Consider the following 15,847-nt stretch of genomic DNA (forward strand, 5'->3'; position numbering starts at 1 on the left):
ATTAATCATTCGTAATACATCATTCATGAAGTGTGCTTTAGTAACCGGTGGGTCAAGAGGAATAGGCAGGGCAATATGTTTAAAAATGGCAGCAGCCGGCTATTATGTATTAATCAATTATAAAGGCAATGAAGCGGCTGCCAATGAAACACTGGAAGCTGTTCGTGCCGCAGGAAGTGATGGGGAGCTGTTGCAGTTTAATGTGGGAGATGAGGCAGAAGTGCAAACTGTACTGGGAGGCTGGATAGAAAATAATAAAGACAGGCAGATAGCTGTACTGGTGAACAATGCCGGGATCCGGGAAGATTCGCTGTTATTCTGGATGACTAGTACACAATGGAATAATGTATTGAATATCAGTTTGAACGGATTTTATAATGTGACCAAACAAGTATTGAACGGGATGTTGCTGAAAAGATTTGGCCGCATTATCAACATCGTATCTTTATCCGGTATAAAAGGTTTGCCTGGACAAACCAACTATTCCGCTGCGAAGGCAGGGGTAATAGGGGCTACAAAAGCCCTGGCACAGGAAGTAGCTAAACGCGGGGTGACTGTCAACGCAGTAGCGCCTGGGTTTATTAAAACGGATATGACAGCAGAACTTAATGAAAAGGAGCTGGCAGCGCAGGTGCCGATGAACCGCTTTGGCACACCTGAAGAAGTAGCGGAAGCTGTTGCATTCTTTGCTTCCTCCGGAGCAGGGTATATTACCGGAGAGGTGTTGTCGATTAATGGAGGGCTGCATACGTAGGAAGCAGTTAGCCTTTAGCTCTTAGCTTTTAGCTGCCCGGAGCGAAATGGATGAACTGTTAATAGCTCAATATCAATTGCTAATGATTAGTTTTTAGGTACCCTGTAGCGGGAAATCACTAAAGGCTAATAGCAAACAGCTAAAAGCTTAAATATGAACAGAGTAGTGATCACTGGTTTAGGAATCTACTCCTGCATAGGTAAAAACCTGGAAGAGGTGAGGGATTCATTATATAAGGGCCGTTCTGGTATTGTGCTGGATACGGACAGGAAGGAGTTTGGCTACCGGTCGGGATTGACAGGTTATGTAGAAAGGCCGGAATTAAAAGGGCTGCTGGACCGCAGGGCCCGGCTGATGATGCCGGAGCAGGCGGAGTTTGCTTTTATGTCTACCACAGAAGCATTGGCCCATGCGGGTATTGATGCGGACTATATTGATAAAACAGCAGTAGGGCTTTTGTTTGGCAATGATAGTTCTGCCAAACCGGTGATCGAAGCCACCGATATTATGCGGGAAAAGAAAGATACCATGCTGGTAGGTTCGGGTTCTGTATTTCAGACAATGAATTCTACCGTAAATATGAATCTGGCCACCATTTTTAAGCTGAGGGGGATAAATTTCAGTGTGAGTGCAGCTTGTGCCAGCGGATCACATTCCATTGGGCTGGGGTATATGTTTATCAAAAACGGGATGCAGGACTGTGTGGTCTGTGGGGGCGCCCAGGAGGTGAATATTTATGCGATGGGGAATTTTGATGCGATCGCCGCATTTTCCACACGGGAAGATGATCCTGCGAAGGCATCCCGGCCGTTTGACAGGGATCGGGATGGGCTGGTACCCAGTGGGGGCGCAGCTACTGTGATCCTGGAAAGCCTGGAATCTGCCCAACGCAGGGGCGCAACTATTCTGGGAGAAGTGATCGGATACGGATTCTCTTCCAATGGTGCCCATATTTCTAATCCTACGGTAGATGGCCCGGTGAGGTCGCTCGAAATAGCGCTGAAAGATGCGGGTTTACAACCTGGAGATGTGGGATACATCAATGCACATGCTACTTCTACACCGGCAGGGGATGCCAGTGAAGCCCGTGCCATACACCAGGTATTTGGGGGATCCAGGCCTTATGTCAGTTCTACCAAGTCAATGACCGGCCATGAATGCTGGATGGCAGGTGCCAGCGAAATTGTATATTCTTCCCTGATGATGCAACATGGGTTCATTGCTCCCAATATCAACCTGCAAAACCCCGATGAGGATGCCAGTAAACTTAATATTGTAGCAGATACCATTAATAAAGATTTTAATATATTTTTGTCTAATTCTTTTGGCTTTGGCGGTACCAATTCATCGCTGATTGTCAAAAAGTGGGAAGGTAAATAGCTGTCATTCAAAGACTTATAAAAAAATGTCAACTTGCAACGAGGTGGCGGGGCATTCCATTCTCCCCGGCATGAAGCAAACTAATGATATATTCTTAACTTTGTGGCACAGATTTAGGCTTTAAAAGGTATCTATAATCATTATTAATAAAAGTTAACAGTCACAATCAACCTGTATCTGGATTACACATTTTATGGAGAGTAAAGAAATTATAAGCATCACAAATAAGTTCCTGGTAGAAGAATTTGAAGCGGAGCCAGGATTGATTACACCTGAAGCTAACCTCAAAGCCACGTTAGATCTGGACAGCCTGGACTATATTGATATGGTGGTAGTGATAGAAGACCGTTTTGGTTTTAAAGTTAAACCCGAAGATTTCCAGGCCATTGTAACCTTCCAGGATTTCTACGATTATGTGACCACCCGCGTTAAGCAAAAAGAACTGGTATAATGCCTTCCTGGCAGGGAAAGTCTAAAGGAAGCAAGCTAGGGTACAGTATCTTTATCGGTATTTTACGGTATGGAGGTGTGTATCCGGCGTATTTCCTGTTGCGTTTTGTAGCATTTTATTATTTTTTGTTTTCATATAGCTCCTCTAAACCCATTTATTCGTACTTCCGTACGAAGTTAGGGTATAGCAGGTGGCGTGCGTTGTGTAGCCTGTACCGTAATTATTATGTATTTGGGCAAACTATCATTGATAAAGTGGTGGTGATGGCCGATATGGATAATAAATTTACCTTTCATTTTGAAGGTGAACATTATCTCCGTGAGATAACAGGGGGTAAACGGGGAGGGATTTTACTGAGTGCGCATCTGGGCAACTGGGAAGTGGCCGGGCATTTATTTAAGCGGCTCGAAACCCGTATCAATATAGTGATGTTTGATGGGGAGCATGAGCGTATCAAAGCATATCTGGCTTCCGTAACAGGAAAGCGGAATGTAAATATTATTGTAATTAAGGACGATTTATCGCACATTTACGCAATAAATGACGCCCTGAACAACAACGAACTGGTATGCATGCATGCCGACCGGTTTGTAGAAGGGAATAAAACCTTACAGGTACCATTTTTAGGGCAGGAAGCATCGTTTCCTGCAGGCCCGTTTTTACTGGCGGCTACCTTTAAAGTACCGGTTTCGCAGGTATACGCCTTTAAAGAATCTGCTACGCACTACCATCTGTATGCTACTGCTCCGCGCCAATATCAGGGCCGCAGGAACCAGGGAATGCAGGAGGCAGTGAGTGATTTTGTGGCATCACTGGAGGAAAAAGTGAAACAATACCCGGAACAGTGGTTTAATTATTATGATTTTTGGGAATAGCTGTTAAACAGCGATTAGCAGTTAGCTATTAGCTTTTAGCGGTTAGTAGTCCTTTAGGGGCAGCTAATAATTAACCGCTTTCCATAATTCGCTTTAACTGGCTAATAGCCAAAGGCTAAAGGCTAACAGCTTTTAAACTTAAAATATGTTCATCCAGGAAGACGATATCATCAATTATATTCCTCAGCGCCCACCGATGGTGATGATTGGTGGTTTACTGGCAGTAGAAGAGCAGGCCACCCGTACAGGATTGCAGATTACGGCTGACAATATATTTGTGGAAAATGGCCGGTTTACTACACCCGGATTAATGGAGAATATCGCACAAACCGCAGCCGCCAGAGTGGGATATATTGCCCGTCAGGAAAATACACCCGTTCCGGTTGGCTTTATTGGTGCAGTAAAGGATCTGGAAGTTTTTGAATTGCCACCTGCTGGTGCATTTATAGAAACGGAGACCATCATAGCCCACCAGGTGTTTAACGCTACAGTGGTAACGGGTAAAGTGCTGTTTGAAGGACGCGTGATGGCCCAATGTGAAATGAAAATATTTATTAATCCCTAAATATTGTTTTGTCATGAACCTGAAAAAAATGTTTGCCTTATCTGCTGTAGCATTATGCTTTTCCGGCATAGTGAATGCACAATCTCCTAAAGAATTCTTTGGTTCTTCAGATGTACCTGTAACCTGGCTGGGGGTAGACTTTACCCTGGTAAAAATGATTGGTATGGCAGATGTGAACCTGACTGATGTACGCGAACGCCAGTTTACCGGTATTAACCAGGTAATCGTAAATGAGCCCAAGAAATACGAAATCGACGACGCATTTGATAAAAAGAATGTGACTAAAGATATCTCAGAGGTAAATAAACGGAATGAAAAGGCCAATACTGATGCCATGAAATCTGATAATTCATCAGATTATCAACACCTGAAACCGGAAGATATTGCTAAGCTGATAAAAGGTTTTGATTTTGGTGATAAAAAAGGCCTGGGGATATTATTTGTAATGGAAGGTATGAGTAAAACGGAAAAAGAAGGTTCAATGTATGCCACCGTGGTAGATATGGGCCGTCGTAAAGTGCTGATGACAGAACGTATAACCGGTAAGGCACAAGGCTTCAGCTGGCGTAACTACTGGGCTTATACGGTTTACAAAGGCCTGGAAAGCATTAACAAACGTAAATACAAAGAATGGAAAGGTACATATGGTAATGTAGAAGCAGAACCAGAACCTGCTCCAGCTCCGGTAGTAGAAAAAGCATCGGAAAAAGCAACGCAGCAGCAGGCAGCACCTAAAGCAGCTGACAAAACAAAGGGTAAAAAAGCAAAAAAGGCGTAAGTACCACACTGTGTGTATAACGTGTAAATGATAGATATGGAATTAACCGAACGTGCCAATATACTGGTAAGATTTAATGAAGCAGATCCACTGGGCATAGTTTGGCATGGCCATTATGTAAGGTATTTTGAAGACGGGAGAGAGGCTTTCGGCGAAAAATATGGTTTACGCTACCTGGATATTTATAAATACGGATATACCGTACCGGTAGTAAAAGTAAGCTGTGATTATAAGCGGTCGCTGCGTTATGGTGATCGTGCCATTGTAGAAACACGGTACATAGATACCGCAGCAGCTAAAATAAAATTCGAATATACCCTGTATAATGCGGCTTCCGGAGAAATAGTAGCGAAAGGGTCATCCATGCAGGTATTCCTGGATAAGGAAACATCTACTTTGCAGCTGACCATCCCGCCATTTTTTGAAGATTGGAAAAAGCAATGGGGAGTGTTATAACGGGCGTTTTTTATGAAAGAGGTGTTTGTAGCAGCAGACAATATTGTGTCGCCATTAGGTGACACTACTGCGGAAAACTTTACCAGGGTTGCCGCAGGCGAAAGTGGTATCACCCGGCATGCCGATACATCGTTATCGGCAGCGCCGTTTTATGCTGCTATGTTGCATCAGCAGCAACTGGCGGAATACATAGCTGCAGATCACCTGGAAGGGCATACGAAGTTTGAACAGCTGATCATGCTTTCTGTAAAAAGAGCATTGGCACAAACGGATATTACCCTGGCAGATAAGCGTACCATTTTTATTGTTTCTACAACAAAAGGGAATATAGAATTGCTGGAGCAGCAAGCGGTAGGAGGAACACCCCCGCTGGCAACTATGCAACTATTTAATACTGCTCAGCAACTGGGCCGGCATTTTAATGCTGCCAATGCACCGCTGGTAGTAAGCAATGCCTGTATTTCCGGACTGCTGGCTATTTTAACCGGTAAGCGTTTAATTGATGCAGGGCTATATGACCATGCAGTGATTACCGGAGCTGATGTGGTCACCCAGTTTGTATTATCCGGGTTTCAGTCGTTTCAGGCAGTGAGCAATGCACCCTGCCGCCCGTTTGATGCGGCACGTAATGGCGTTACACTGGGAGAGGGTGCAGCTACGGTAATATTAACCAACGATCCGGCACATGTATCCGGTAAGGAAAGGATAGTGTTGGGAAATGGAGCAGTAAGCAATGATGCGAATCATATATCAGGGCCATCACGTACAGGCGCTGAGCTAAGTACCGCTATGCAGCTGGCCATGAAAGGCAGCGGACTGACTCCATATGACATTGGTTTTGTATCAGCACATGGTACAGCCACTTTATATAATGATGAAATGGAGGCGAAAGCCTTGCATCTGGCAGCTTTGCAGGAAGTACCGGTAAACAGCCTCAAAGGCAATTACGGACACACGCTGGGAGCTGCCGGATTGATAGAAGCCATTATTGGTATGGCCTGTTTGCAGCAAAAAACAGTACTGCCTACCCTGGGATTTGAAACGCTGGGGGTAAGTATGCCGGTAAAGGTATCAGGTACTTTGCGGCAAAAGGAAATGCGTCATTTCCTGAAAACCGTATCGGGATTTGGCGGATGTAATGCTGCAATGGTGTTTAGCTTAAGTAACAATTGATCATTTGTAATCAGAAAATAATAATGGATTTTTTTAATAAAGAAACTAAAACGGCATTACAGGCGAAAGAAGCTGCGCTGGCACTGGCATTTGCACCTATTGCATTTCAGGCTACCCGTGCGCTGCGTGACATGGGCATTTTACAGGCAGTGAGCGACAGCAGGAGCAATGGTATTACGATTGAAGAAATACTGGAAAAAGTAACCCTCTCACGCTATGCCGTAAGGGTATTGCTGGAAGCTGGTTTGGGGATGGACCTGGTAATTGTAAACGACAAAAAGTATACGCTTACGAAAACCGGGTACTTCATTTTGCATGATCAGCTCACCCGTATCAACATGGACTTTACACAGGATATCTGTTATAAGGGCATGTATCATCTGCAGGAGAGCCTGCGGGAAGGAAAACCTGCCGGATTGAAGGAACTGGGTCCATGGGATACCATCTACCCAGGATTGCCTTTGTTATCGCCGGAAGTAGGTAAAAGCTGGTTTGACTTTGATCACTATTATTCTGATCTCGCTTTTCCACAGGCCCTGCCTATCGTATTTGAAAATAAACCCCGTAAGTTACTGGACATCGGTGGTAACACCGGTAAATGGACACTGGCCTGTACGGCTTATGATCCTGAAGTGCAGGTCACCCTTTTTGATTTACCGGGAGAGATCGCCCTGGCACAGCAAAAGATGGTAGAAGCGGGAGTGAGCGACCGAGTATCTTTTCACACTGCCAATATCCTGGATGAGAGCCTGCCTTTTCCGAAAGACTTTGATGCCATCTGGATGAGCCAGTTCCTGGATTGTTTTTCTGAAGCGGAAATTGTGTCTATTTTGAAACGTTGCCGGGAAGCATTGACCGCAAACGGGACTATTTATATATTGGAACCTTTCTGGAACCGGCAGGTGTTTAAGTCGGCCGCGTTCTGTCTGCAGCAAACGTCGCTGTACTTCACGGCTATGGCAAATGGCAACAGCCAGATGTACCATACAGACGACTTTTTTAAATGTATACAGGATGCCGGGTTGCAGATAGTAGCAGAAAATGATCAGATGGGATTGAGCTATACCCTCCTGAAATGTAAAAAAGCATAACCTCATACATAAATTGTAAATCCCCTGATTATGAAAACTGAACAAGTGGATGTGTTGGTAATTGGTGCGGGTCCAGCTGGTACCGTAGCGGCATCGATTATTCACCAGGCCGGTTTTAAAGTCAAAATTGTTGAAAAACAAAAATTTCCCCGTTTTGTAATAGGTGAAAGCCTGTTGCCCCGAAGTATGGAAGCCCTTAAAGAAGCTGGTTTCATTGAAGCTATTCAGGCAAAGGGATTTCAGCAAAAGTCAGGTGCCAAGTTTGTAAAACAGGGTGCCCTTTGTGACTTTACTTTTGCAGAGCAGTATACTCCCGGCTGGACCTGGACCTGGCAGGTACAGCGGGCCGATTTTGATAAAACACTGGCCGATGAGGTAGAACGTATGGGCGTTCCGGTAGCTTATGAAAGCACCGTTACTGCTATACGGTTTGATGGATCAGATTCTGTAACCACCGTAGAAGATGTGCATGGCAATCAGCAAGAAATAGCTGCCCGCTTTATTGTGGACGGAAGTGGTTATGGCAGGGTGATACCCCGGCTGTTTAACCTGGAGCGTAATTCTAACCTGCAGCCCCGCAAGGCGCTGTTTTCACATATGATAGATGTGCGCCGCTCTATGGCGGATGAGCCAAACCGTATTACGGCCGTAGTGCATCAGCCTGGCGTATGGATCTGGATCATTCCATTTTCTACCGGGATCACTTCCCTGGGTTTTGTAGGGGATCCGTCCTTTTTTGACCAGTATCCCGGCACGCCGGAGCAGCAGCTCAGGGCACTGATGGAAGCCGAACCTTATACCCGGGAGCGTTTCAGAGATGTGGAAATGGCATTTGAACCCAGGATATTGCAGTCCTGGTCGGCCACTACCGATAAATTTTATGGAGATGGCTTTGTGCTGACAGGCAATGTAACAGAATTTCTGGACCCGATTTTCTCTTCTGGTGTAACTTTGGCCTGCGTAAGCAGTCAAACTGCGGCCAAGCTGGTCATTCGCAAACTGAAAGGAGAAGCGGTAGACTGGGAAAAAGAATATATGGAACCAACCATGCAGGGCGTAAATACTTTCCGTTCCTATGTAATGGCCTGGTATGAGGGGACCCTGGATACCATTTTCTTTAAAAAGGACGCAGATCCTGTCATCAAGCAGCAGATCTGTTCAGTACTGGCAGGATATGTATGGGATATGAGCAATCCATTTGTGAAGAACCATGATACCGCTTTAAAGCGGCTGGCCAGAACGATTGAATTGACAGAAAAATTAAAGGAACAATAGGATTGAAGCAGGCGGCAGCATATATAACGGGCAGTTGTATTATCCGGGAGCATGGGGTTACCCTTAACGGGCAGCGGATATGGGAGGCAAATACGGATATGGAATTGCAGGAATTCCTGCGTAGCGGATACGACCGGTTTTCGGGTCAGTATCCCAAATTTCATAAAATGGATGCCCTCAGTAAGCTGGGATGGCTGGCAGCAGAAGTATTACTGCAGACAAGTGATATGACCAGTTACGCACCGGAAGAGGTGGGCCTGGTACTATCCAACAGGAGTGCCAGCCTGGATACTGACCTCCGTTATTATGATACGGTAAAGGAATTTGCCAGCCCGGCACTGTTTGTATATACGCTCCCCAATATCGTGATCGGAGAAATTTGTATCCGTCATGGATTTAAGGGGGAGCATACGTTTTTTGTGTCTGATAGCTTTAATGCAGCGTTTATGACCGCTTATGTGCAACAGTTGCTGGCTACCACACCGCTGCAGGCCTGTTTATGCGGATGGGTGGAAGTAATGGAGCAGGCCTATGAAGTGGTGATGTACCTGGTAGAAAAGCAGGAGCTGCCAGGAGCAAAGGAATTAAATGAGCAGCAGGTGACTGCATTATATAAATAAAAGGAACGTAATTATAACATGGAAAAATTGATGGCCGATCTGAAAGCACAGATCATAGAACAGCTGAATTTACAGGAAGTAAAACCAGCAGATATCGGGGATGATCAGGCCTTATTTAAAGAGGGGCTTGGACTGGATTCCATTGATGCCCTGGAATTGATTGTATTATTACAGCAGCATTATAATATAAAGCTGACCAATCCTGAACAGGGGCCGGAGATTTTCCGTTCTGTGCGCACGATGGCAACATTCATTACTGCGCATCAAAATAAGAAGGGATGAGTGAACAGGTATGGGTAGCCGGCGGCGGTGTTATTTGCGGAATTGGCCTGCAACTGGAAGCTTGTCTGGATGCATTCCGGAGCATGCAGCCGGGAATGGGGCCTATGCAATACCTGTCGTCCAATCACCGGGCTACTTTTCCTGTGGCAGAGGTAAAGGCCGGTAATGCGGCTTTGGCTCAACAGGCCGGATTACCTGTTACCACCAGCCGGACGGCTTTATTAAGTATGATTGCTGCTAAAGCTGCCTGGGAAAGCACGGGATTAGGAGACATATCCCAATACCGGGCGGGTTTTGTTTCCGGCAACACGGTAGGGGGAATGGATAAAACAGAAGATTTTTTCCGTGCTTACCTGCCCGACCATCATAAAGGTCATCTCCGGGAGGTAGTACAGCATGAATGCGGTACCGTTACAGAACTGGTGGCAGATGCCCTGGGAGTAAAGCACCAGGTGACTACCATCAGCACGGCCTGTTCTTCGGGAGCTAATGCGCTGATGTACGGATCACGGCTGATACGTAATAACCTGGCAGATGTAGTAATAGCCGGAGGAGCTGATTCCCTGACCCGTTTTACCCTTAATGGGTTCAACACCCTGATGATCCTGGATACACAGCCTTGCCGGCCTTTTGATGATACCAGAACAGGGCTGAATCTGGGTGAAGGAGCTGGTTATGTAGTCCTGGTATCAGATAAAGTAGCCGGGCAGTTGCCACAGGCACCCTGGTGCCGTCTGAGTGGCTATGCCAATGCCAATGACGCTTATCATCAGACGGCTTCTTCGCCGGACGGTACCGGCAATTACCTGGCAATGAAAGGAGCGTTGGAAATGAGTGGATTGCGGCCTGCCGATATCGCTTATATCAACTTACATGGTACCGGCACACAAAATAACGATGTATCCGAAGGAATTGCTATTCAGCGGTTGTTTAACGGAAACATCCCGGCATTAAGCTCCACCAAATCCTTTACCGGACATACCCTGGGTGCCAGCGGAGGAATAGAAGCCGTGTTTTCAGCACTGGCAGTGAAGGAGGGAATTATTTATCCCAATGCACATTTTACCACACCCATGAAAGAGTTTTCCATTACACCGGCTACCACCTTTTCGAGTGGCAATAAACTGCCGCATGTAATGTCCAATTCATTTGGTTTCGGGGGAAATTGTTCGAGTGTGGTATTTTCGAGCTTTTAGCTGTTGGCAGTTAGCTTTTAGCTTTACTAAGCGGAAAGCTAAAAGAATAGCAAAACAGCATCAAAGACAATCATAAAGGCACCAATTAAAACAACAAAGCCATAGCTAACAGCTAAAGGCTAAAAGCTAACAGCTAAAAATGAAGATCTACATACAAGGCACGGGATGTATATCGCCGCAGGAAACTGCGGTGGAAGGTGCATTGTTGCCTGCTATCAGGGCTTATGAAGGCACACGCTTAAGTACCGTAGATCCGGATTATAAGCAGTGGATAGACATCAAACAGATACGCCGGATGAGCCGGGTGGTTAAAATGGGCGTAGGCGCGGCTAAGCTGAGTTTGCAGGAAGCAGGGGTGGAAATGCCGGATGCTATTATCACCGGTACGGCCTATGGTTGCCTGGATGATACCGGCGTGTTTTTGACCAAGCTGGTGAACCAACAGGAGGAAATGCTGACACCCACTTCTTTTATACAGTCTACCCACAATACGGTAGGAGGACAGATAGCCTTGTTACTGGGGTGTAATGCTTACAACAATACTTTTGTACACAAGGGTTTTTCTTTTGAAAGCGCTTTGCTGGATGCCATCATGCTGTTACGGGAGAACACAGCACAACGCATACTGGTGGGCGGTTTGGATGAAATAACCACGCATAGTCATACCATTTTATCACGGTTTGGTCTTTACCGAACCGGGCCGGTGATGAATACTACTTTATTGCAACAGCCTGCCAACGGCACTATTGCCGGAGAAGGAGCTGCTTTTTTTACACTGGGTACCACAAAAGGAGCCCATACTGCCGCTGAGATAACAGGTTTAAGAACACTGTATAAGCCGGCATCTCCTGCAGCACTATGGCAGGAAGTGGAGCGCTTCCTGGATGAACAGGAAGTGACAGCCGCAGCTATTGACCTGGTGATTACCGGAAGGAATGGAGATACAGCGACAGACCAGGGCTTTACAGCAATGGAAACGAGCCTGTTTGCCGGAAAACCGGTGGCTACATTTAAACAATTGTGTGGAGAATACCCTACTGCATCCGCTTTTGCTTTGTGGTTGGGTAATAAGATCCTGCAAACGCAGGAAGTCCCTGCCGGAGTATTGTTTGCAGGTACTGTTCCCACAAGAATTAACAGGATTTTGATCTGCAATCAGCACCAGGATACCCATCATTCCCTAATTTTATTGACGGTATGCTGACTTACCGGACCACAAATATGATAGCTGGCGGTTTACTGTCGGGGTTACTGCTGTTGCAGATAGCAGGATACCGGGTACACTGGAGCTGGTTTGCCGGGTTGATAGTAGCTTATATCGCTATTGCTGCCTGGGGATCCTGCCGGATAGCAGCCGGATTTTACCTGCCTGTTACCTGTGCCGTTACTACTGACGAAAAGGTGGTAGCTTTATCTTTTGACGATGGCCCGCATCCGCAGCATACCCCGCAGTTATTAGATCTGCTGCGTGAACAGCAGGTGCCTGCCACATTTTTTTGTATTGGAAGAAATATCCGGGGAAATGAGGAGTTGCTCCGGCGGATAATAGCCGAAGGGCATTTGATTGGTAATCACACCTGGTCGCATCATTTTTGGTTTGACATGTTTACTTCCGGACGCATGCTGGCAGATATGCAGCAGATGGATGCGGAGGTAAAGGAGGTGTCGGGGAAAAAACCATTATTGTTCCGGCCGCCTTATGGGGTTACCAATCCGGCATTGCGGAAGGCTATACAGGAAGGAGGATATTTTCCACTAGGGTGGAGTATCCGCTCACTGGACACAGTGATAAAAGATAAAGCGCAGTTGCTGGCGAGGGTGGTAAAACAATTACATCCGGGGGCAGTGATCCTGTTGCATGATACCAGTGAGGCTACCATACAGATATTACCGGAGCTAATAGCGTATATCCGTCAGGAAGGATATACGATCAAACATATAGATGATCTGTTAAAGATACCTGCTTATGCGTAAATGGATAATGATGATGGGGGGATGCCTGCTTAGTATGGCACTATGGGCACAAACGGGGTTTAAAGTGGTAGCTGATCCTGCCGCTTTCAAACAGCAGTTTGCCAAAGTGTCACAGCAAACCCAGAGCCTGCAGAGCGATTTTGTGCAGGAAAAAAACCTGAGCATGTTGTCGGATAAGATTGTATCCAAAGGAAAGTTTTGGTTTAAAAGAGAGAATAAAGTGCGTATGGAGTACCAGCAGCCTTCTTACTATTTACTGGTGATGAATGGCAAGGATATCAAAACAAAAGACACACAAAAGGAAAACCGGGTTTCAGCTAAATCCAATAAACTGTTTGAGCAGATCAATAAAATCATGATAGACTGTGTACAGGGAAATGTGTTGGATAATGAAGCTTTCCAGGCACAGGTAATGGAAAATGCACAGTATTATCAGCTGGAGTTGAAACCGGTTAATAAGGCATTGGCTGCTTTTTTTAAAACGATTCATTTGCTGGTGAGCAAGCAGGATTATGCTGTGGTAAAAATAACTATGCATGAAATAACCGGTGACGACACCGCGATCAGCTTTGTGAATAAGCAGGTGAATGTAAATATTCCGGATGCGGTATTTAGTATTAAATAGTTTACTGGCTATATGTCTGTTGTGTGGCTGCAGATCTACTTACCGCAGCCTGCAGCGTGCCGAAGGAGAGGTAGCTTGTGTACGCCAGTTCCGGCCTGCATTTACCAATACTTTATATAGCACACAGGTAAATGTGCTTAAACATCATTTAAGCGGATTATTGTTTTTCAAACAAATGGAAGACAGTAGCTTACGGGTAGTGTTTGCGAATGAAATGGGATTCAAATTCTTTGATTTTGAGTTTGATAAAAAAGGGGTGTTTACCAAGCATTACCTATTGCCTAAAATGGATAAGCCGGCGATAGTAAAAACATTGCAGCAGGATTTTGAGCTGGTATTATTAAGGCCGGACCTGCGGGAGGCTTATGTGGCCCGTGACAAGGTTCATCAGTATGTGGTGGTGCCCACAGACAAGGGGAATAACTATTATATTACGGACCCTGGCTGTACGGAATTGGTACGTATTGAAAAGGCATCACCCCGTAAACCAGTGGTGCAGGTATGGATGCAACATTACCGGGATCAGGTACCGGATACCATCCGGATACAGCATACCGGATTTAACTTTAATATTTCATTACAACGTGTAGAAAAATAATGCTGGCAGGAAGTTTTTACAAAATAGTACAGGAGCAATCTACCGCAGGCAACCGTACCGTAACGATTGAGCTGAATGCGGCGCATGCGATATTCGGAGGACATTTTCCCGGACAGCCGGTAGTACCTGGTGTATGTATGATGCAGATTATACAGGAGCTGCTGGAAGGATCATTGGGCAAAAAGGTATTGTTGCAAAAGGCATCAAATATGAAGTTCCTCAATATGATTGACCCTGTACAACAACCACTGGCGGATGTAGTGTTACAATATGCCGAAGAAGGGGATCAGATCAAAGTGACCACAGCTATTAAGCGGGATGATAAGGTGTTTTTGAAATTCCAGGGCATATTCTCCGTGGAAATGTGAAAATAGGACTTGTACCAATGCGTAAAGGAGTGAATGTGTAAATTTGCCCCTTTACGCATTGATGCATCTATAATATTTTAATAAAATTGTTGAATCAGGAGCTTAACATATCAGTAAAACCGTTTCATGTTACCAGCGCACACTTGCAGGCCGTTGCAAATCTGCGGATAGCGATCTTAGTTCCTACTTACAATAATGCAGCCACACTGGGTAAGGTTATTCAATCCCTGGCAGCTTATCAGCCACATGTGATTGTAGTAAATGACGGGAGTACAGATAGTACGGCACAAATCCTGGATGGATTCCCTGATGTGCAACGTGTGGCGTATACCCCCAATAAAGGAAAAGGTATTGCATTGCGGGAGGGATTTGCTTATGCGCTGCGTAAGGGGTATGATTATGTAATTACAATGGATGCCGACGGGCAGCATTTTGCTGCAGATATCCCTGCTTTTCTGGAAAAGCTGGAAGAGGAAAAGAATGCGCTGATGATAGGGGCCAGGAATCTGCAACAGGAGAATATGCCCGGAAAAAACACATTTGCCAACAAATTTTCCAACTTCTGGTTTTATGTGGAAACGGGGATCAAAGCGCCTGATACACAGTCGGGCTACCGCTTATACCCTTTATACCTGATGCAGGATATGCGTTTTTGGTGCAACAAATATGAGTTTGAAATAGAGGTATTAGTGAGATGTGCCTGGAAAGGGATTAAAATTGACTGGGTGCCCATACAGGTGTATTATCCACCGGCGGAAGAAAGGGTATCCCACTTCCGGCCATTACGGGATTTTTCGCGTATCAGTGTATTGAACACGATACTGGTACTCATTACTTTTTTATATATCAAGCCAAGGGACTTTTTCCGTTTCCTGATCAAAGGGGATAACTGGAAAAAGATGTGGCATGAACAGTTGCTGAACAAACAGGAATCTAACTGGAAAAAATCATTGTCTATTGGCCTGGGAATCTTTATGGGTATTATTCCATTGTGGGGATTTCAGATGATGATTGCCATTTTACTATCGGTATTATTCCGCCTGAACAAAGTGTTGGTAATCATAGCAGCTAATATCAGTATTCCTCCCATGATCCCGCTGATTGTTTTCCTGAGTTTTATAACAGGACGTATTTGGGTAGGTGAAGATGCTACGGGGATCATATTCAGCAGAAATCTGACACTGGAAGATGTGCAGAACAATATATTACAGTATATCTATGGCAGTATTACGCTGGCTGTTTTAGCCGGATTATTTGCTGTGCTGTGTTCATATGTACTGTTGACGGTTTTTAGAAAAAAAGCAGTTAGCAATTAGCCTTTAGCTGTTAGCTGCCTGGAGCGGGCAGGTGCTAAAGGCTAACAGCCAACTGCTAATAGCTTTAAAG

Annotated in this window: 19 protein-coding genes; all 19 read left to right on the forward strand. The window is 45.3% G+C overall.

Features of this window, described 5'->3' with window-relative positions:
- The first annotated feature begins 25 nt into the window (after positions 1–25).
- A complete protein-coding gene (flxB, locus tag ABR189_RS25840) occupies positions 26–754 on the forward strand; it encodes a flexirubin biosynthesis SDR family reductase FlxB (RefSeq protein WP_354663384.1) in 729 nt (242 codons plus the stop codon).
- A 153-nt stretch (positions 755–907) separates the two neighbouring features.
- Positions 908–2,134 (forward strand): beta-ketoacyl-[acyl-carrier-protein] synthase family protein, encoded by a 1,227-nt coding sequence (locus tag ABR189_RS25845; RefSeq protein WP_354663385.1) that lies wholly within the window; start codon positions 908–910, stop codon positions 2,132–2,134.
- A gap of 193 nt (positions 2,135–2,327) precedes the next feature.
- Complete coding sequence (locus ABR189_RS25850) at positions 2,328–2,585, forward strand: acyl carrier protein (RefSeq protein WP_354663386.1); 258 nt, start codon at positions 2,328–2,330, stop codon at positions 2,583–2,585.
- Positions 2,585–3,460: a lysophospholipid acyltransferase family protein gene (locus ABR189_RS25855; RefSeq protein WP_354663387.1), complete on the forward strand. Its 876-nt coding sequence runs from the start codon at positions 2,585–2,587 to the stop codon at positions 3,458–3,460. Before ABR189_RS25850 ends, ABR189_RS25855 begins: the two co-directional genes overlap by 1 nt.
- A gap of 145 nt (positions 3,461–3,605) precedes the next feature.
- Positions 3,606–4,025, forward strand: coding sequence for a hotdog family protein (locus ABR189_RS25860; RefSeq protein ID WP_354663388.1), 420 nt, complete (start codon positions 3,606–3,608; stop codon positions 4,023–4,025).
- 13 nt (positions 4,026–4,038) lie between these two features.
- Complete coding sequence (locus ABR189_RS25865) at positions 4,039–4,803, forward strand: hypothetical protein (protein ID WP_354663389.1); 765 nt, start codon at positions 4,039–4,041, stop codon at positions 4,801–4,803.
- 36 nt (positions 4,804–4,839) lie between these two features.
- Positions 4,840–5,259, forward strand: coding sequence for an acyl-CoA thioesterase (locus tag ABR189_RS25870; RefSeq protein ID WP_354663390.1), 420 nt, complete (start codon positions 4,840–4,842; stop codon positions 5,257–5,259).
- A 12-nt stretch (positions 5,260–5,271) separates the two neighbouring features.
- The gene (locus ABR189_RS25875; protein ID WP_354663391.1) at positions 5,272–6,432 is read left to right on the forward strand and encodes a beta-ketoacyl-[acyl-carrier-protein] synthase family protein; all 1,161 of its coding nucleotides are present in this window, start codon (positions 5,272–5,274) and stop codon (positions 6,430–6,432) included.
- A gap of 23 nt (positions 6,433–6,455) precedes the next feature.
- The gene (locus ABR189_RS25880; protein WP_354663392.1) at positions 6,456–7,523 is read left to right on the forward strand and encodes a methyltransferase; all 1,068 of its coding nucleotides are present in this window, start codon (positions 6,456–6,458) and stop codon (positions 7,521–7,523) included.
- Between the two features lie 30 nt (positions 7,524–7,553).
- Positions 7,554–8,798 (forward strand): NAD(P)/FAD-dependent oxidoreductase, encoded by a 1,245-nt coding sequence (locus ABR189_RS25885; RefSeq protein WP_354663393.1) that lies wholly within the window; start codon positions 7,554–7,556, stop codon positions 8,796–8,798.
- Positions 8,799–8,800: 2 nt separating this feature from the next.
- Entirely contained in the window at positions 8,801–9,418 is a 618-nt protein-coding gene (locus ABR189_RS25890) for a hypothetical protein (RefSeq protein ID WP_354663394.1), read from the forward strand.
- An 18-nt stretch (positions 9,419–9,436) separates the two neighbouring features.
- Positions 9,437–9,700 (forward strand): phosphopantetheine-binding protein, encoded by a 264-nt coding sequence (locus ABR189_RS25895; protein ID WP_354663395.1) that lies wholly within the window; start codon positions 9,437–9,439, stop codon positions 9,698–9,700.
- Positions 9,697–10,896, forward strand: coding sequence for a beta-ketoacyl-[acyl-carrier-protein] synthase family protein (locus ABR189_RS25900; RefSeq protein WP_354663396.1), 1,200 nt, complete (start codon positions 9,697–9,699; stop codon positions 10,894–10,896). Before ABR189_RS25895 ends, ABR189_RS25900 begins: the two co-directional genes overlap by 4 nt.
- 139 nt (positions 10,897–11,035) lie before the next feature.
- Entirely contained in the window at positions 11,036–12,100 is a 1,065-nt protein-coding gene (locus ABR189_RS25905; protein ID WP_354663397.1) for a beta-ketoacyl synthase chain length factor, read from the forward strand.
- A complete protein-coding gene (locus ABR189_RS25910) occupies positions 12,094–12,870 on the forward strand; it encodes a polysaccharide deacetylase family protein (protein ID WP_354663398.1) in 777 nt (258 codons plus the stop codon). The genes ABR189_RS25905 and ABR189_RS25910 overlap by 7 nt, the downstream gene beginning before the upstream one ends.
- Positions 12,863–13,495 (forward strand): flexirubin biosynthesis/transport protein LolA2, encoded by a 633-nt coding sequence (gene lolA2 / locus ABR189_RS25915; protein WP_354663399.1) that lies wholly within the window; start codon positions 12,863–12,865, stop codon positions 13,493–13,495. The genes ABR189_RS25910 and lolA2 overlap by 8 nt, the downstream gene beginning before the upstream one ends.
- The gene (gene lolB2, locus ABR189_RS25920; RefSeq protein ID WP_354663400.1) at positions 13,473–14,093 is read left to right on the forward strand and encodes a flexirubin biosynthesis protein LolB2; all 621 of its coding nucleotides are present in this window, start codon (positions 13,473–13,475) and stop codon (positions 14,091–14,093) included. Before lolA2 ends, lolB2 begins: the two co-directional genes overlap by 23 nt.
- Entirely contained in the window at positions 14,093–14,461 is a 369-nt protein-coding gene (locus tag ABR189_RS25925) for an ApeI family dehydratase (RefSeq protein ID WP_354663401.1), read from the forward strand. Before lolB2 ends, ABR189_RS25925 begins: the two co-directional genes overlap by 1 nt.
- An 89-nt stretch (positions 14,462–14,550) precedes the next feature.
- Positions 14,551–15,777, forward strand: a complete 1,227-nt coding sequence (locus ABR189_RS25930; RefSeq protein WP_354663402.1) for a DUF2062 domain-containing protein — start codon at positions 14,551–14,553, stop codon at positions 15,775–15,777.
- Positions 15,778–15,847: the final 70 nt, after the last annotated feature.

Source organism: Chitinophaga sp. H8, from assembly GCF_040567655.1.
Lineage (GTDB): Bacteria > Bacteroidota > Bacteroidia > Chitinophagales > Chitinophagaceae > Chitinophaga > Chitinophaga defluvii.